Here is a 16,351-nt window from a genome sequence, read left to right as displayed (position 1 = left end):
GGTGTCATCAGGCTTCTTCGAAGGGAATGGAAAAATCGGACTTTTCCGTGAGCCAGCCGGGAACGGGCAGGTTTTTTGAGGTGAGGAAGTCCGGGTTGAATAATTTGGACTGGTAGCGATTACCATAATCGCACAGGATCGTCACGACCGTCTTGCCGGGGCCAAGGTCGCGCGCCAGACGCATGGCGCCAGCGATGTTGATGCCGGACGAACCGCCAAGGCACAGGCCCTCGTTTTCGATCAGGTCGAAGATCACCGGCAGCGCTTCCGCGTCCGGTATCTGATAGGCGTGATCCGGCGTGAAACCTTCGAGATTGGCGGTAATACGTCCCTGGCCAATGCCCTCGGTGATCGAGGAACCGGAAGATTTCAGCTCGCCGTTCTTGTAGAACTCGTAGAGTGCTGCACCTTCGGGATCGGCAAGTCCGATCTTGACGTCGGGGTTGAGAGCACGCAGCCCTTCTGCGGTACCGGCAAGCGTACCGCCGGAGCCGACCGCGCAGATGAAGCCATCGACCTTGCCGCCGGTCTGCTCGAAGATTTCCTTGGCCGTGGTTTCCACATGGGCCTGACGGTTGACGATATTGTCGAACTGGTTTGCCCAGATCGCGCCATTGGGTTCGGTCTTCGCCAGTTGCGCGGCAAGGCGCCCCGAGAGCTTCACGTAGTTGTTGGGGTTTTTGTAGGGAACGGCTGGCACTTCCACCAGTTCGGCACCCAGAAGCCTGAGCGCATCCTTCTTTTCCTGGCTCTGTGTTTCCGGAATGACGATCACGGTTCGATAGCCAAGCGCACGCGCCACAAGCGTCAGGCCGATGCCGGTATTACCGGCCGTGCCCTCAACGATCACGCCACCGGGCTTCAGCAAACCCTTCTTTTCCGCATCACGGATAATATAGAGCGCCGCGCGATCCTTGACCGACTGGCCCGGATTGAGGAATTCCGCCTTGCCGAGAATGGTGCTGCCGGTCGCCTCGGAGGCGGCCTTGAGCTGGATCAGAGGCGTATTGCCGATCGCCTCGATGACCGATGGAAAGAATGCCATGGAACGTCGTCCTGTCTTTGCGAGAAGATTAAGCAGCGACTTTTCGGTTCACAAGGCCACAAACACAAGAAATGGGTTTCTGCGTCAGGCCGACAGGGTGGAATAAATGCCCACGGCACGCGCTAGTCTTTGCTGGTATCGGAATAGGCATCAAGCGCGCGCTGCCGGGCGGTCCTGTGATCGACAATGGGGAAGGGGTAGGTCTCGCCCAAGGTGATGCCAGCCTTTTGCAGCACATCCTCAGGTGCCTCGAATGGCTTGTGAATATAGCGTTTTTCCAGTTTCTCGAGTTCCGGCACGAACCGCCGCACATAGACACCCTCACGATCGAAACGCTCGCCCTGAAGCGTGGGATTGAAAATGCGGAAATAGGGCGAGGCGTCGGCACCGCTGCCGGCGACCCATTGCCAGTTGGCCGGATTGGACGCGGGATCGGCATCCACCAGCGTATCGCGGAACCACTGCTCGCCACGCCGCCAGTCGATCATCAGATCCTTGATCAAAAAAGACGCCGCAATCATGCGAACACGATTATGCATGGTCCCGTGCCGCCACAATTCCCGCATGCCGGCATCGACAATGGGATACCCCGTTTGACCTCTTGTCCATTTATCGAACAGGTCTGCGTTGTCTTCCCACGGGAAATCGTCAAACCGGTCGTTCCAGTTCTTCGTGGCAAGGGCAGGGAAATGGTAGAGCAGGTGATGGCAGAAATCGCGCCAGGCCAGTTCCTGTCGGAACTTGATGACATTGGCACTGCTGGCCTTGCCGCCATGGGCTGCATGCCAGATACGGGCAGGCGAGATTTCGCCCAACGCCAAAGATGGCGAGAGGCGGGAGGTGACGCTGTGTGCCGGCAGGTCACGCTGGTCCTTGTAGGCCTCGACGTCCTCGTCGAGAAAGTCATCCAGCCGTTCCAGTGCCGCGTCGCAACCCGGTGTCCAGATTTCGGAAAAACTGTGGGCCCAGTTTGGCGTCGTGGGCAGAAGCGACCAGTCTGCCAAGCTCTCCGATTTGGGCCAGCAGGCAGGTTCTGGAATGGTCTCAGGCGCGGGTATGGGTTCTTGAGGCCCGCCGCTCTTCTCCAGTGCGCGCCAGAAGGGGGTATAAACCTTGTACGGGCCGCCGCTTCCGGTTTTCAGTTTCGACGGCTCATGCAGCAATTGACCGGAAAAGCTCTCCGCTTCCAGTCCATTGTCACGCAGCGTCGCCTTCAAAGCTGCATCGCTATCGAAGCTGGCGGGATTATAGAGTCTGTTCCAGTAGACACCGCGCGCCCGCGTTTCCGCAATCAACCGTGTGATAACGTCGGACGAGGTGCCGGTTTGGAAAATGAGCCGGCTTCCGCGGGCTTTCAGGGCAGCGTCGAGCGCGGTGAGCGAATGGTGGAGCCACCACTGCTGCGCTGAGCCGAGCGGCGCGCTGGTGGCGCCGGCATCGCGAATATAAAGAGGAATGACGGCGCGGCCTGTGCCCAAGGCTGCGGACAATGCGGCGTTATCGTCGACGCGCAGGTCCTTGCGGAACCACAGGATGATCGGCCGGCTCTGTTCAGTCATATCTGCGATAATTTCCCGCTTTTGTCGTCAATGGATGAGTTTACGCGGGAAATGTCGCTGCGGATCATTCTTGTTTGAGGAGGCCTGTTTGTCAGGCCGCCATCACTTCTGGCGCACGCTTCATCGCAGGCTTGCGCTTCTTCGGCGGAGATTTGATGCGCAGAGCCAGATTGCTTGCCTGCTTTTCTTCCCGAAATTCCTGACTATAGGCTTTCGCCATTCCCCACGCTGCCACCGCGACGGCGGTCGAAACAGCAAGGACGAACAGTCCGAAGGCCAACATGATCAATTCCATTCCCATCAGCATGATACGTACCCCTTCCTTGAAGGCTACTGATCAGTCTCGGTGGTCAAATTGAATATTTTGCGGAATATCCGATCGATCACCGATATGGATAAGAAATAGTGTCATGGGTCGTTTGGTTCCAGAACCTCACCAAACTGTGAGCGCAATTGTCGCAGAGCGTCTTTCCGCCGCGCCAAGCCTTTACGCTCCTGCAACATGCATCTGAGCCGGTCGGTGCCCGTGGATCAGCATTGCCCCCCTGCAGCTCGCGTCAAACACTGCCGGAACATGTCTTCCACTCGCCGCGTTGCCCCTCTTAAGTCGCAGGGGCGCAGTTGACTGTCACGTTCTTCAAATCCTGACCGCGCCTGACCTCTGAAATCGACAATCATGATGGAGTAAGCTCTTGGAAGAAGATCGTTTCGGTCCTTTGCCACGCGGCCTGAATCATATTGGCCTCACCGTCCCGGATATCGACAAGGCGAGCAGGTTCCTGCGAGACGGGCTGGGCGCCAAGTGGTGTTATGACGGACTGACCGCAAATGACCCGCCGCGAGAAGGCGGTGACGTGGAACGCCAGCTGGGCCTGCCGGAAGGCGCCAAGGTCGTGCGCCAGAGACTGATGCGGATTGGCAATGGGCCCAATATCGAAATGTTCGAAGTGGTAACCGACAAGGCTGCAGAGCCGCTCGGACTGGCCGATCGCGGTTGGAATCACATCTGCGTCTATTGCGACGATATCGAAAGTGCACTGAGGCGCATCGTTGCAGCCGGTGCCGAGCCGCTCTCTGAGCTTCATGGTAATTCCAGGCATGAGGATACGCCCGGCAATGCCAGCGTTTACGTTCGCCCGCCCTGGGGCGGACTGATCGAATTGCAGTCTATCCCGAACGGCAATTATTACCCTGACGGGAGCGAGGCAGACGCCTGGCTGCCGTCCAGAAAAGACAAGTAGCGGAGAGGTGGAACCCAATGAGCCAAAACGAAAAAGGGTTCGCAGCGTATATCGCGCGAACCCTTCGTCTGAATTTGGCTCCCCGGGCCGGATTCGAACCGGCGACCTGTCGATTAACAGTCGAATGCTCTACCGCTGAGCTACCAGGGAACAACCGCGTGCTGCGGTTGAGCGGCGTAATACAAATGCTGATGCGATTTGCCAAGCGCTTTTTCAAAAAAAAATCCAAAAGCTTGTTTTAAATTCCAAAACGCCCCAATTGCGGGGTCTTGTATCCACAGGTTCCCCCAATGAAAAAGACAAGCCGCTACGGCATAGACAGAGAAAACGGAAAACTGCGGCTCGGCAGCCTGGAAATGCCGTTTCCGCGCTCACGCGCCGGCCGCATTGCCGTGGGCGTTCTGTTTGTGCTGGGTGGCATGCTGGGATTTCTGCCAATTCTCGGCTTCTGGATGATTCCGGTCGGACTTTTGATTCTGTCTCAGGATCTGGCCTTTGTCCGCCGTCGCAGACGCAGGCTTGCTGTCTGGTGGCGCAAGCGCCATCCAGGCTTACAAAGGGCAGGGCGCTGACTTCGACAGTCCCGTTTGTTGCGAAATGACAAGGATGCGACAAAGCGTTAGCAACAAGCTGAAAGATTTTCACAAAATCCCCCTTGCGGTTTCTTCGGAACCGTTCTAAATCCGCGCCACCACACGCTCTTTTGATCTGGACGGCCTCGTGGCGGAGTGGTTACGCAGAGGACTGCAAATCCTTGCACCCCGGTTCGATTCCGGGCGAGGCCTCCAACTCTTCCCGGTGTGACATCTAACATCTTGTAAATTATGTGTTTTTCAGCGTCAGTGTGGCTGTTCTCAACCCGATATGCACGTGGTGTGGCACCTCTTTCACTCTCCACCCCTCCTTCAGTCAAAGATCTGTCCGAATTTTTCACGCCTGTGAGCCTGCCGTTCACGACCTAAAAAACGACCCAGGGAGGCTGATCATAGAGAGACAGCTTTTGGCCGAGGGTCGAATTTAAGATTGGTCGGTGTATGCTGTCATCATCGTTGGCTATACGAATTCGTAGGCGCCAACGGCAGTGAGACATATTTTGCTCTCGCCTGCGAAAGGAAAGGAGAATGTTGTGAACGCATCTCATCATTCCAAACATCCAGCCCATCACATAGAAGTCCGTCTTCACGACCGAGCGAGCCTTTTTGTTGGGAAGCGTGACAGGATCGATCTGGTTAGCCGGACCATGATGAGCGCAGCTGATCAGCTGAGTTTCGAAGACCTTGATGGAGTTGAGCAATCGCTCTTCGCACTAATGGAGAGTATCGCTGTGGAGGACCGAAACCGGCAGAACGCGTGTCGTGTCCGGCCGGCCTGAGTTCCTCCAATTCGCCGATGTCGAGCAGTGACACTAGGATTGCGGCGGCTACCCGTGACTTTGCCTGAAAGCGATTAATCGGTATTTGACGATGAAGCGGCCGACTTGCTGCTTTCTGCTCCATCCCAGGGCAACAGTTTTGTGCCCATTCCATCCCAATTGATTTTGGCCACTGCGTGTCTTGCAAGGCGCGCTCTCTCGGCACTTTGCGTGTAGATTTTGGATGTCTTGCCATCTCTCCATCCAAACATCGCTTCGAGCATGTTATCCGTGGCTTCATTGTGGGCTTGGTCAGTGGCGAGCCCTTTGCGGACAGAATGTGCAGAGCAGTGCGGAAGGTCGGCCTGATTGAACCAGTCGGATATGCGTTTGCCCAACCCCTTCACGGTGAAGGGGTTGCCATACTCGGTCTGCAGGTAGGTCAGACCACACACAGAGCGAGAAGCAATGACGGCATCCAAGATCGGATGAATTGCGATCTCTATATCGACTGGTGTTCTATTGCGGTTCTTGAAAAGCCGAAGGCGAAACATGTCGCCACGGCGATGCTGGGGACCGAGAGCCGCAAGGTCTGAAACCCGCAAACCCGTATACATAAGCAACGAGAGCGCATAGACAGCGTTAGAATGAGCCCCGTGCTTGTCTATGTATTGGCCGATTTCTTCAGAAGTGATCGTGTGGTGGCCGTCGGTCTTTCGCCGGAAAGGCTTTACCAGTCGTGCGTGGTTGTCCACCAATGATCGCCCATTGGCGTCCTGTGTGTCCATGATCTGTCTGAGGATCTTCAATCGTTCGTCCGCGGCGAAAGGGGTATCCCTCTTGCGATCGCGCAACACTTCAATGTTCGCGCGATCGAGGTTGACCATCGGCATGTCTCGAAAGAGCCGGCCCTGCGGTTTGTGGAGAGCAATTGGCTCTTCCCACATGGCCTCGATGATGGCTCGCCGTTTAGATTGAGTTGTTACGTCGAGCTCGAGGAAGTCGTGGCTCCGGATGTACATCAGAGACAGCCATTGAAAACTTCTAGGCGCAACGGAAAGATGTACGGGCTGAACCCGCCCTGGCTCATCAAGCGGGGTGGCGGTCGTTTTTCTTGCTTTCCAGTAGGCGCGCGAAAACTCTTCGCTATCTATGTCGTCAGGCAGACGGCAGATGCGCTTGCCTCTTACACGAAAATAGTATCGCAATTGGCCATGCCGAGTGCGGTTTTTTTCTATGTAAGGCAGATCGATATTCGTCAATTCCCTCATTAGGATGCCCGCCATTCTTCTGGAACGGTGGCATCCCCCTCACTTCTTCCGTCAATGTTGTGTTCAGGCCAAGACTGTATGGCGGCTTCGACATCTGAGACCAGCCAGACCTTTCGTGAGTGCCACAAGCGAGGCGGAGGTAGTGCGCCTTCTTTTACCATGACGTCGATGCTGGTTATGCTAACGCCAATCGACACTGCAACTTCAGCACGGCTCAAGCTCAACCGCGGTACGTGACGATCTTTCGACACCGTCGGGCTTTTCATTGGATACCTCACATTCGATATTTAACCGGCCCTGTTCTTGGCGAAAGAGTGTTTTCGGCCATCTGACTTGAGGGATCGGCATCTACAGCTTCGACTTCATTAGTCTTTTCGTAAAACGCGGACGGACCCGCGGAAACACTAGCGGATCAGGCGGCGAGGCCGGAGCGAGCGTAGCGAATGGAGGCGGCTTCCATCACGGCCGGGGTGATGTCTGATTTACGGACGCAGAGGCGGCTTGCGGCTTCTTCTGCGGTGAGGCCGTGGCCACCGTTTTCAGCGACGAGCGTTGCCACCTGACGGGCAATGATCGATTGGCGTTCTGTCAGCTCGGATTTCATCGGGTTGTCCTTCTCGGCTTGAAACGGTTGGCCACATCGCCGACAGACATGGCGGTGTCTGTCGGCGATGTGCATCCCACGCTTGTGATGAGGGGAGAAACGAGGATACCCGGTGGGATGTGATTAGGGTATGAACGGTACCCTATTTGTGTCAAGCTAAAAAGGTATTTATTGTACCTTTTCGTTTTTGTTCAGAAAAACAAAGGACCGAGGAAGTGGGTGCGACCAAGCGATTTTTTCGAAATTCGGACGCTCGCAGTCCATCAAATCGTCGGCTTATTTTGTCGATTTTTGGGGCCAGAAATTATGGTCCCGGGCATTCCAAGAGCTTCGACCAGCTCTGTGATCTGCCTATGTTGGCCTAGATGCAATATGTCCGAATGGCATCGTTGGAAGCAACATTAAGACCTCGCGGCAGAGGAGTTCGGGGTGGAGATCAGGGGGCGGCAAAGAATGCCGCAGACATGGACAATTCTATGATCTCGGGGAAGCATCGTATCATCATGGTTGAGGCGCACCGATAGATCTGCTGGTAAGTCTACGAATAGGTGCAGATGATGGTTTTGCGCCCTTTTTATTTTCGCTAGAGCGTCAAGTGATGTCGTTCAACACGCAAGTTTTGCCATGAACAAAACGTGTGCCCTCTTCATTCCTTGGCTTCCAAATCAAGGTTTTCTGACGATCCAGAGCACCTTGCCAATTACCGTGATTTCTTCACCTTCAGGCACCCGGTAGAGCCTAATGGGGTCTTGATGCTGAGGATCGTCGCTTTCAGGCCAAAGTTCATAGCCATCGGCTGCTTGCCGGACCCTCTTCGCCGTTCGCTCTATCATCTGTCCTCCGAAACGGCGGCGCTCGACGATGGCCAAGTCCCCCGGTTCGATGTCTGTATGTGCTGCAATGATATTCAGACAAACGAGACGTTCCCCGTGCTGGGCAATCTTGTTCAGGCAGTTGCCCTCGATGACCACCGCGAACTGCCAATCCTCCGGATAACTACCAATTGAAGGAACGTAGTCCATGTCATCATAGGTAAAATCCATATCGTCGACGCTTAACCAGGTATTTGCTGCAACCTTGCCGGTCACCTTAATCATTCCAATTGGTGCAGTGCTTGCGATCAGGCCGTCCACCGGTTTATGTGATTTGGGTGGGGGGCCTTCTCCCGTTTGGAGCCATGCAGTGGATACTCCGAAGGCGTGAGCATAACGCTTAGCGTCGGCAATACCAAAACCATTTCGGCCAGACTCGTGAGCTTTATAGCTGTTCACATTCCAAGCGAAGCGCGCGGCTGCTTTTTCACCGCTTGTGTACCCCGCGGCCTTCCGGGCTACCTTGAGCCGCTCGGCGCGAGCTTCTTTCTCGATTTGTTCGTTTGCTTTCAACATGTTACGAATCATACCCAGATTTAAGGTACTAGTCATACCTATGATGTCTTGACTTTTAGGGTATGATAAATACCCTTTGTAACAATGACACACACCGAACTAATAGATTGCTGGCCCTCTCTTTCCGACTTCGCCGGAGATCTCGGCGTGGCATATGGAACGGCTAAAGCTATGCGCCGCCGAGGGTCTGTACCTTCAGAACATTGGGTCGCAATGGTCGATGCAGCGCGCTCTCGCGCTCTCGTCGAAGTGTCGCTTGATTCTCTCGCGGCTGCGGTCGCCAAGATCAAGGTGGCTGAATGAGTGACCTTCAGAAAGCATCCTCCCAGAAGCGTGGATCATCGACAGGTGAACGCGCCACCTGCCGCCGGAACGCGTCGGTCTTCGCCCATCCACGGGCGAAGTCGATCTGCATTCAGGAGCGTTCCGGCGGTTTCTTACTTTGTGTGAAGTCATGCGGGCCTCCTTGATGCGATGACCTGAACATTCCGCTTTTTTGACCTTTCCCACCACGGGAAAACCCGTCCGGATTTCCCGGTTCGGGAAACGCTGCTTCTTTGTCTGGAGGATGCCATGCAGGACACCCTGACGAATGGCTGGTTTTACCAGCTGAAGGCCGGAAATCGGCTTTTGATCAAGAAGAATGGTGGCATTACAACGTCCGCCGAGATCACGTCGCTTTCAAAAAGCCAGATTGGCCGCTGTCACAGCGACGGCGATACGGAGCTGCTTCCTGTGCCGGCCCAGTTGCGTCTTGAAGCGGAATGCGGCGATCCCGTGGTCACGCGCATTATGGCCGGTTTGCACGGCTGCAAAATGACCGACCCGACCGAACAAAAGACCAACAGCGCCTGCATCGTATCGGAGTCACTGGAGTTGGGCGCGCGAACAGGGAACTACCAGCGCAACACGATGCAGGCTGCATCGGACATGAAGATCTCGATGAACGAGGCGCGCGCAGGATTGCGGGATTTGCATGAGGTCGAAGAAAAGATCGCCGAGTTGAAGCGAATGCACATCGCGATCCTGGCACAGGGTGGCGCAGACGTTGCGGCGCTGAAGCTTGTCGGCGGGGAGGGGTGATCTGATGAGTCGCTTTCTATCCGAAGACTTTAGCCACTCCAACCGGGCGAAACGGCTCATGCTTGGGCAGTGCCCCGCCTGCGGCAACTGGCTGACGATGGAAGAGCGGATCGAGCGCTGGTGTCTGGCCTGCGACGGGCCGTTTGAGGCGGTGGACGTTTCGTCTGCTCGCATGCCGGAAGGCATGCGGTGATGGCTGATGAATTTGATCCCATGGCCGTGACGGGTGATCGCGCAGACGGGGGACGCAGGCCGCGCGAGCGGGCAGGAGCCGAACCGAGCTCGAATGAGGCGGCAAAGCAATTGCGCGCGTTTGTTGAGCGGGTGGAGCGATTGGATGAGGAAAAGAAGGCCATCGCCGACGACATCAAGAGTGTCTACGGCGAAGCGAAAGCCATGGGCTTCGATACCAAGATCATGAAGCGGGTGATTGCGCTGCGCAAAATTGATGATGCGCAGCGGGCCGAAGAGGATGCGATCCTCGACACCTATCTCGCTGCATTGGGGATGTTGCCCGATGAATGATGCGCCATACCAGCTGCTGCCAGCGCTTTCGTCGGATGATTATGCAGCCCTTGAAGAGGATATTATTGCGCGTGGCGTATTGGTGCCGGTGGAATATGACGAGGATGGCAACATACTCGATGGTCACCACAGGGTGGCGATCTGCGAAAGCCTTGGCCTGGTAGACTGGCCGCGCTTCGTGCGCAAAGGGCTTTCGGAAGAGCAAAAGCGCTCCCATGCAAGGGCGCTGAACCTGTCTCGCCGGCATATGACCACCGCGCAAAAACGCGAGATCATCGAAGCGCAACTGAAGGAAACGCCGTCACTGTCATCACGCGCGATCGCGGCTCGGTTCGGGGTGCATCACTCCACGGTTTCAGGTGTCCGCAAGCGGCTGGAAGATGGTGGCGAAATTAGCCACCAGCCGGATGTGGTGGGGCGTGACGGTGTTCGCCAGCCTGCTGCCAAGCCGATCCGCACCATGTTCCTGCCGGAGAAGGCCAACATCCCTGAGATGAAGGGCGTGTTCAAGGCGATCCGAACGCAGGAACGGGCCTTGAGCCGACAGGTGCGCACAGGGCTGATCAATGCCATTGCAGATCGCGGCGCAATGAATGCCGGTGTTCTGCCATCGCGCGCCTTTGCGGTCGGCTATGCCGATCCACCATGGGAACAGCAGGCGTGGAGCGATGCGACAGGGCAGGACAAGGGGCTCATGTATCCCGCCATGCCTCTGCACGAGATCAAGGCGCTTTGTGCCGGCGATGCAACACCCTTTACTGATCACGCAATTCTCTATCTCTGGGTGACGACCAACCGGCTGGACAATGGCATTGATGTGCTGAGGGCGTGGGGCTTCGAGTTCGTCTCGGCGCTCACATGGGACAAGGTGCATATCGGCATGGGCCGATGGGTGCGCGACCGCACCGAACATCTGCTGATTGGTAAGCGGGGGGACTTTCCTGGCCTTGCAGAAGGCAGCCAGCCGCACAGCCTTTATTCCGAGCCACGTACTGCGCACAGCCGCAAGCCGGTTTTTTTCGCCGAGATGATCGAGCGGCTCTATCCCGACATGCGCAAGCTGGAACTGTTTCAGCGCAAGGAAAGCCTTTGCGCAGGTGATGTGCGGCTGAACGGCAAATGGAGCTTCTGGGGCTTTGAAGCCGGGCAGGTGGCATCATGAGCGAAGCACTTCCTATTTTCGACGAGCTGGATGATGCACGCAAGTCGGCGGAACTCGCGCTTGTTCTTTTGCAGCTTCAGCCAGCCACCATGATTGAGCATCAGGACTCGATCCGCAGGCGCTGCCATGCCCGGCATTTTCCGCTCGGAGCTGAGTGTGTTGACCATTACGTCACTGCCTGGCGAGCGACACGGCGCCCTGATGGGAGCTTCAGCGAATGCGCCGAGGACCTCATGAGTTTATCCACTGCGCGTCTTTTGGCTGTGATCGCTGAAGAAGGCGAGGGGGCGGAATGAGACCTCTTCGCGTCCTCGTTGGTTGTGAAACATCGGGTATGGTGCGCAACGCCTTTTTGCGACACGGGCATGATGCCTGGTCGTGCGACCTCTTGCCGGCGGATGATCGCTCCAACCGGCACTACGTCTGCGACATCCGCGAGTTGCTTAATGAGCCTTGGGATCTGCTGGCCGTCATGCATCCTCCCTGCACGCGGCTTTGTAACAGCGGCGTGCGCTGGCTGAGCGAACCACCGGGCAAGCTCAATGCCACCCATCCAGCGGATCTGCGTGCGGCCTATGCCGGGTGGAACCGTGACCAGCGGCTGGAATTCATGTGGAGCGAACTGGAGAAGGGCGCTTCGCTGTTTTCCGACTGCTGGAACGCTCCGATCGAGCGGATTGCTGTGGAAAATCCCGTGATGCATCGCCATGCGGTGGAGCGCATTCGCAACTATCAGAAGCCGGCGCAAACCGTGCAGCCGTGGTGGTTTGGTGATGAGGCCTTCAAGGGCACGAGCTTTTACCTGAAGGGTCTGGATCCCCTTCAGCCCACCAACCGATTGGTGCCGCCACGGGCTGGCACTGACGCGCACAAGCGCTGGTCACAGGTGCACCGTGCGCCGCCCGGCGAAGACAGATGGAAAATCCGCTCCAAGACCTATCCAGGCATTGCCGAGGCTTTGGCCTCGCAATGGGGCGGCTATGCAATGGAGATGGCGGCGTGAGCGGTCCAAGGCTTTCTATTATCCCGGCTGGAGCTGTTCTGGATCGTCGCCTCATGCGGGGTGATCTCGATGTTCTTTGCCTGCTCGGTATGTCGACGGACGAACTTGGATGGTGCCGCCGTTCACAGGTGAAGATGTCGAAACAGCTTGAGGTGGCACGATCCACCATACAGGCCTCGCTTAACCGGCTGATCGCAGCCGGGTGGGTTGAGCGGCGCATGGTGTCCATCCCCGGCATGCCTGGAGAGCGCGACAGTGCGCATGAATATCGGGTGGTTCTGGACCCTTGTGAGCAGGAAGAATGCATCAAGGAAATTGATGAGACAGGCGCAGACCCCTGCCGGCACACCGGCACCCCTGCCGATCCACCGGCACCCCCTGCCGATCTGGATCGGCACCTAATTAACGACCTTACTATTAACGATACCATTCCTCCCGCGGGGCGGAATGGTGCCAAACGCACGGTGCCATCTGTTTCGGTGATGAGCGCGTTGAGTACGGTTCTCGACGACACCCATGCCAAGGCCGTGTTGGAACACCGGCGGGCAATGCGCAAACCGCTGACGGTGCATGCCGCCACGCTTCTGGCAAAGCGATTCGCCTTGATGCCTGATCCAAATGCCGCAGCTGATGCGATGATTGGCAACGGCTGGCAGGGGTTTGAGCCGGAATGGCTGGAGAACCGCAAGAGCCGTGGCAATGCCCCGAGGGGAAGCCCGTCAGGACCACAGCCCAGCGCCTTTCAGCAAAGGCAGGACGCGGCCAAAGCCGCATTCGATCACGTCATTCGCGGAGACAATCATGGAAAAGACAGCATCGACAGCCGTTACGATCTCGACCTTGGACCAGGAGATTTCGGCAATAGCAGCAAGGCTCGCTCCCGCCACTGAACGCGATGTGGCTGGTTTTCTACGCTCGCTGATGGCAGCCGGACTGGCCATTCCGTCGCCGATCGAGCCGGAAAAGGCACCGGGCATTTATGGCTATGCTTTGGCCGGACTTTCGCAAGCTTGCGTCGAGACGGTGACGAAAAAGCTTATTCGGGGCGAATACGATCGGGAGAGTGGATTTCTGCCCAAGCCACCGGAAATGGCAAAGCTGGTGCGGGCAGAAGAGGCCATCATTCGCGCTGATCTGAGACGGCAGAGGGAAATCCGCCAAGCTTATCAAGAGTTATCTGAGCGCCGCAATAGAACTCCTGTGAGTGCGGAATCGAAAGCGCGTGTGCAGGCGCTTGTGGAGAGTGTGAAACGCTCTTTGACGCCACCAAACGCAGAGGGACGCGCCAATGGCTGAGCCGAAAAAGGACAGCATTTTGCGCGAAGTGCGCCGTGTTCACAGGGATTGGCCAACCTTCCTCAGCGACAGCATCCCGGCTGTTGAAAAGGCAGCGCTGGTGCTTCCTGATGAAGACAGGGCCAAGGGGTTGATGATGGCTTCCGCCTTCATTTCGTGTTGCCGTGAGCGGAAGAACGGGGTCTGCAGCTTCGGGGTCTATCTGAAGGAAAAGCGTTGGGAAAAGCTGTCCGAGATCGGGATCGAGGTGCGGGAAACGGCAGTTGCACACAAGCCCTTCAGCAAGGCCTGGATGGCGCTGTGGTTCTCTGAATTGTTGAAGCCTTTGAGCATGGACCAGTGGCCACTGCCAACGATCTATCAGCGCAGGGAAATGCGCGATGCCGACAAGGCGAGGGTCATAGAACGGGAGCGTCGCCAGCGTTACGGATGGCCCAAGGCTAACAGCATGCGGGACCGGCCACGCGAGATGGTTGTGCCGGTGGATCTGGCAAAGTTGAGCGATAGCTTCGTGAAACTTCACCGGGAAAACGATGCGCCAACCGTTGCAGCCTGGAAGGTGTTGCACGACCACATGGGCTGGCCTTGGCTGCCTCTTCCTCTTCACGAATGGCTCTACTTCCCGGATGGTGAACCGGCCGTGGCCATGGCTGAACTTAGAGCGAAACTGTCAGGCGAAGCCGACGCGGAGGTGGAAGATGATGCAGCATAGGGGCGTGAAGGGTGAGAGATTGAGCTACCGCCCGATTATGGAAGCCGAGCTTTCGGCCAGCGAGCGTCAGCGGATCTACGAGGCAAGTCGAAAGGCGGATGCTGCACGGGCCGCTCAACAAAACCTTATCAAGATGGCATCGAAAGACTATGCGGGTTTCGATGCGATGGGCCGATGGGTGGTGACCACTTGCAGAACGGGCAGCGAAGAGACCATTGCCAAAGAACTTAGTGATGCGCGGATAGAGACCTGGTGCCCGAAGGAAAAGTTCAGAACGCGGCCAAGGCGTCAGTTGAAGCCTGTGGATATCTACCGCCCATTCTTTCGAGGCTATCTATTTGCCAAGGTCGTTCCAAGCCATGAGGCCTTTGCCGGTTTGCTAAGTGCGTCACAGTTGAATGGCATTATGGGGCGGGATGGAATGCCTTATCTGATGCCGGAACAGTTGATGGATGTGTTGCAACTTTCAATTCGGAAAAGGCAGTGCCTTCAGAAGGATGACGTCAAGATGCCGTTCAACATCGGGGAGCGCATGCGGGTTGTGGATGGGCCATTCTCTAGCTTCACGGCCATGGTGAGAGCCGTGCTGCCAGAGCGTTGGAAAGCAGAGGTGGAAATGGAGATATTCGGACGAATGACGCCTTTGACGATCAATATTGACTCTCTGGAACGCGACGCCTAACAAATTTTGCCATAGCTGAGGCGATTCTATCGCCTTCGCTTTTGGGATGACCGGGGCGTCTGATGCCTCCTGATGGAGTAGATGTTCTCCCCCGGCCCCAGCCTTGATGAAGTCTCAGCAATCTGAGGCATCGATTCACGGCCAGTGCGTGAGCTATGACGATTTTATTCAAAAAGTGGGAGACCGACCCGAAAAGGGCCGGTCTCTGATATGTTACATCCAGTATGGTGCAACGCCGTAATGGTCGTAGATCTGACGGCCGCGGTCAGCGCTCCAGTCGTCATTGTCGTTTTCGTATTTCGGCGCGCCTTCAACCTGCTCCTTGGAGACGTCGGTGCGGTAGCCGCCGAGATCTTCGTCATAGGTGAGCTTTGCCCAAGGCAATGGGTAGTGGTCGTGGCCGATACCCAGAAAACCACCGAAGCTCATGACCGCATAGGATACGCGTCCGCTACGCTTTTCGATGATCAGTCGTTCGATCGAGCCAATCTTATCGTCGCCTGTGCCGTAAACATCAGTGCCTTCGACCTTGTCGCTTGCGATCAGGTCGTGAGTTTCCTTGGTATCAGCATTCGCTGTTTGTTCGTAGGCCATTTCGTTTTCCTCCTGTTGAGACCTCTACAACGAGAGCGGGAGACCAATGTTCCTGTGGCACCGATATGATTTGGTTGCTTGGCAAGAGTTGAACGTCTGAGAAGGAAAAGCTCATGCCGCGCATCTCCCTGACTTGGGAAGGCTACGGCCTCCAACGCTTCAGCAACCAGATCGGCGAACTGGAGCACCGGTTCCCTAAGGTCCTGCCGCGTATCGTCAACCAGGTCGGTGACCGGGCAAAGACGCAGGTCATTCGCCACCTGACGAAACAGACGGGATTGCCGCGCAAGACGATCGTCAAGGCGATTGGCCGTCCGTATCGCGCCTATGCCGGCAACCTGCGCTACGACATGAGCACGACAGGCGGCAATATCCGCCTCAAATATTTCGGCGCGAAGGAAACCGAGGACGGCGTTGTCGCCAACCCGTTCGGCAAGCGGACACTCTTCCCCGGCGCCTTCATGACAGCCGGCCGCTGGCCAAACCGGAAGCAAGTCCCGAAGTGGAAGGGTCAGGTGATGGTGCGCACCAAAGGGCGGGCTTACAAGTATGCCCGTTCCGGTGTCGAAATCCCTACGGAGATGGTGGACGGCGCAACCAGGGCAGCCTTCATCATGGTGGGCCGAACACTCCTTCAGCCTCGGGTCGAAGCCGCACTGAACAAGCTGCTGCGCTGATATTCCATCCCCTCTACCCATGCCACCCCCTCCATTCAGGGACCGTGTCTGCGAATTCAGAGCGGACGGGGCCGGGGGACTGCGGGATTTTCCCAGTGCGACACTTCGCAAGCGGTACACGGATACACGTGCATGCACGGGTGATGCACAGGTGATGC

20 protein-coding genes and 2 tRNA genes are annotated in these 16,351 nt (G+C 56.7%); 14 read left to right on the top strand and 8 right to left on the bottom strand.

Annotation, left to right across the window (positions count from 1 at the left end; translation table 11 throughout):
• Nucleotides 1-7 precede the first annotated feature (7 nt).
• From ACWPM9_RS12200 to ACWPM9_RS12190, 3 genes are all read right to left on the bottom strand, one after another.
• Nucleotides 8-1,045: a cysteine synthase A gene (locus ACWPM9_RS12200; protein ID WP_428189173.1), complete on the bottom strand. Its 1,038-nt coding sequence runs from the start codon at nucleotides 1,043-1,045 to the stop codon at nucleotides 8-10.
• Nucleotides 1,046-1,167: 122 nt separating this feature from the next.
• Complete coding sequence (locus tag ACWPM9_RS12195; protein ID WP_484755338.1) at nucleotides 1,168-2,604, bottom strand: cryptochrome/photolyase family protein; 1,437 nt, start codon at nucleotides 2,602-2,604, stop codon at nucleotides 1,168-1,170.
• A gap of 91 nt (nucleotides 2,605-2,695) precedes the next feature.
• A complete protein-coding gene (locus ACWPM9_RS12190) occupies nucleotides 2,696-2,911 on the bottom strand; it encodes a hypothetical protein (RefSeq protein WP_428189175.1) in 216 nt (71 codons plus the stop codon).
• Between the two features lie 385 nt (nucleotides 2,912-3,296).
• Between ACWPM9_RS12190 and ACWPM9_RS12185 the strand changes: the two genes are divergently transcribed.
• On the top strand, nucleotides 3,297-3,845 hold the full coding sequence (locus ACWPM9_RS12185; RefSeq protein WP_484755337.1) for a VOC family protein: 549 nt from the start codon (nucleotides 3,297-3,299) through the stop codon (nucleotides 3,843-3,845).
• Between the two features lie 75 nt (nucleotides 3,846-3,920).
• Here ACWPM9_RS12185 and ACWPM9_RS12180 read toward each other — a convergent pair.
• Nucleotides 3,921-3,995 (bottom strand) — tRNA-Asn (locus ACWPM9_RS12180).
• Nucleotides 3,996-4,135: 140 nt separating this feature from the next.
• Between ACWPM9_RS12180 and ACWPM9_RS12175 the strand changes: the two genes are divergently transcribed.
• Both ACWPM9_RS12175 and ACWPM9_RS12170 read left to right on the top strand, forming a co-directional pair.
• Nucleotides 4,136-4,417: a hypothetical protein gene (locus ACWPM9_RS12175; protein ID WP_484755336.1), complete on the top strand. Its 282-nt coding sequence runs from the start codon at nucleotides 4,136-4,138 to the stop codon at nucleotides 4,415-4,417.
• Nucleotides 4,418-4,559: 142 nt separating this feature from the next.
• Nucleotides 4,560-4,633 (top strand) — tRNA-Cys (locus ACWPM9_RS12170).
• A gap of 658 nt (nucleotides 4,634-5,291) precedes the next feature.
• Here the strand turns inward: ACWPM9_RS12170 and ACWPM9_RS12165 are convergent.
• From ACWPM9_RS12165 to ACWPM9_RS12155, 3 genes are all read right to left on the bottom strand, one after another.
• On the bottom strand, nucleotides 5,292-6,467 hold the full coding sequence (locus ACWPM9_RS12165) for a tyrosine-type recombinase/integrase (protein WP_484755335.1): 1,176 nt from the start codon (nucleotides 6,465-6,467) through the stop codon (nucleotides 5,292-5,294).
• A 412-nt stretch (nucleotides 6,468-6,879) separates the two neighbouring features.
• Entirely contained in the window at nucleotides 6,880-7,071 is a 192-nt protein-coding gene (locus tag ACWPM9_RS12160; RefSeq protein WP_484755334.1) for a hypothetical protein, read from the bottom strand.
• 665 nt (nucleotides 7,072-7,736) lie between these two features.
• Nucleotides 7,737-8,459, bottom strand: a complete 723-nt coding sequence (locus ACWPM9_RS12155) for a hypothetical protein (protein WP_484755333.1) — start codon at nucleotides 8,457-8,459, stop codon at nucleotides 7,737-7,739.
• 573 nt (nucleotides 8,460-9,032) lie between these two features.
• Between ACWPM9_RS12155 and ACWPM9_RS12150 the strand changes: the two genes are divergently transcribed.
• The 10 genes from ACWPM9_RS12150 (at nucleotide 9,033) to nusG (ending at nucleotide 14,922) form a co-directional block, all read left to right on the top strand.
• Complete coding sequence (locus tag ACWPM9_RS12150; RefSeq protein WP_484755332.1) at nucleotides 9,033-9,542, top strand: hypothetical protein; 510 nt, start codon at nucleotides 9,033-9,035, stop codon at nucleotides 9,540-9,542.
• Between the two features lie 4 nt (nucleotides 9,543-9,546).
• Nucleotides 9,547-9,735: a hypothetical protein gene (locus ACWPM9_RS12145; protein WP_484755331.1), complete on the top strand. Its 189-nt coding sequence runs from the start codon at nucleotides 9,547-9,549 to the stop codon at nucleotides 9,733-9,735.
• Nucleotides 9,736-9,845: 110 nt separating this feature from the next.
• Complete coding sequence (locus ACWPM9_RS12140; RefSeq protein WP_484757646.1) at nucleotides 9,846-10,067, top strand: DUF2312 domain-containing protein; 222 nt, start codon at nucleotides 9,846-9,848, stop codon at nucleotides 10,065-10,067.
• Nucleotides 10,060-11,229: an MT-A70 family methyltransferase gene (locus ACWPM9_RS12135; RefSeq protein WP_484755330.1), complete on the top strand. Its 1,170-nt coding sequence runs from the start codon at nucleotides 10,060-10,062 to the stop codon at nucleotides 11,227-11,229. The genes ACWPM9_RS12140 and ACWPM9_RS12135 overlap by 8 nt, the downstream gene beginning before the upstream one ends.
• Nucleotides 11,226-11,525, top strand: coding sequence for a hypothetical protein (locus ACWPM9_RS12130; RefSeq protein ID WP_484755329.1), 300 nt, complete (start codon nucleotides 11,226-11,228; stop codon nucleotides 11,523-11,525). Before ACWPM9_RS12135 ends, ACWPM9_RS12130 begins: the two co-directional genes overlap by 4 nt.
• The gene (locus ACWPM9_RS12125) at nucleotides 11,522-12,232 is read left to right on the top strand and encodes a hypothetical protein (RefSeq protein ID WP_484755328.1); all 711 of its coding nucleotides are present in this window, start codon (nucleotides 11,522-11,524) and stop codon (nucleotides 12,230-12,232) included. The genes ACWPM9_RS12130 and ACWPM9_RS12125 overlap by 4 nt, the downstream gene beginning before the upstream one ends.
• Nucleotides 12,229-13,122, top strand: coding sequence for a hypothetical protein (locus ACWPM9_RS12120; protein WP_484755327.1), 894 nt, complete (start codon nucleotides 12,229-12,231; stop codon nucleotides 13,120-13,122). Before ACWPM9_RS12125 ends, ACWPM9_RS12120 begins: the two co-directional genes overlap by 4 nt.
• A complete protein-coding gene (locus ACWPM9_RS12115; RefSeq protein WP_484755326.1) occupies nucleotides 13,034-13,528 on the top strand; it encodes a hypothetical protein in 495 nt (164 codons plus the stop codon). The genes ACWPM9_RS12120 and ACWPM9_RS12115 overlap by 89 nt, the downstream gene beginning before the upstream one ends.
• On the top strand, nucleotides 13,521-14,240 hold the full coding sequence (locus ACWPM9_RS12110; protein ID WP_484755325.1) for a hypothetical protein: 720 nt from the start codon (nucleotides 13,521-13,523) through the stop codon (nucleotides 14,238-14,240). The genes ACWPM9_RS12115 and ACWPM9_RS12110 overlap by 8 nt, the downstream gene beginning before the upstream one ends.
• Before the next feature lie 37 nt (nucleotides 14,241-14,277).
• A complete protein-coding gene (gene nusG / locus ACWPM9_RS12105; protein ID WP_484755324.1) occupies nucleotides 14,278-14,922 on the top strand; it encodes a transcription termination/antitermination protein NusG in 645 nt (214 codons plus the stop codon).
• A gap of 213 nt (nucleotides 14,923-15,135) precedes the next feature.
• On the opposite strand, the gene ACWPM9_RS12100 is transcribed toward nusG, so the two are convergent.
• Nucleotides 15,136-15,516, bottom strand: coding sequence for a PRC-barrel domain-containing protein (locus ACWPM9_RS12100; protein WP_484755323.1), 381 nt, complete (start codon nucleotides 15,514-15,516; stop codon nucleotides 15,136-15,138).
• A gap of 113 nt (nucleotides 15,517-15,629) precedes the next feature.
• On the opposite strand from ACWPM9_RS12100, the gene ACWPM9_RS12095 reads away from it, so the two are divergent.
• On the top strand, nucleotides 15,630-16,193 hold the full coding sequence (locus ACWPM9_RS12095) for a hypothetical protein (protein WP_484755322.1): 564 nt from the start codon (nucleotides 15,630-15,632) through the stop codon (nucleotides 16,191-16,193).
• Nucleotides 16,194-16,351 lie beyond the last annotated feature (158 nt).

Source organism: Agrobacterium sp. H141 (genome assembly GCF_057158725.1).
Note: the sequence above shows the minus strand (reverse complement) of the source record. Positions and strands in the feature narration are given on the sequence as shown.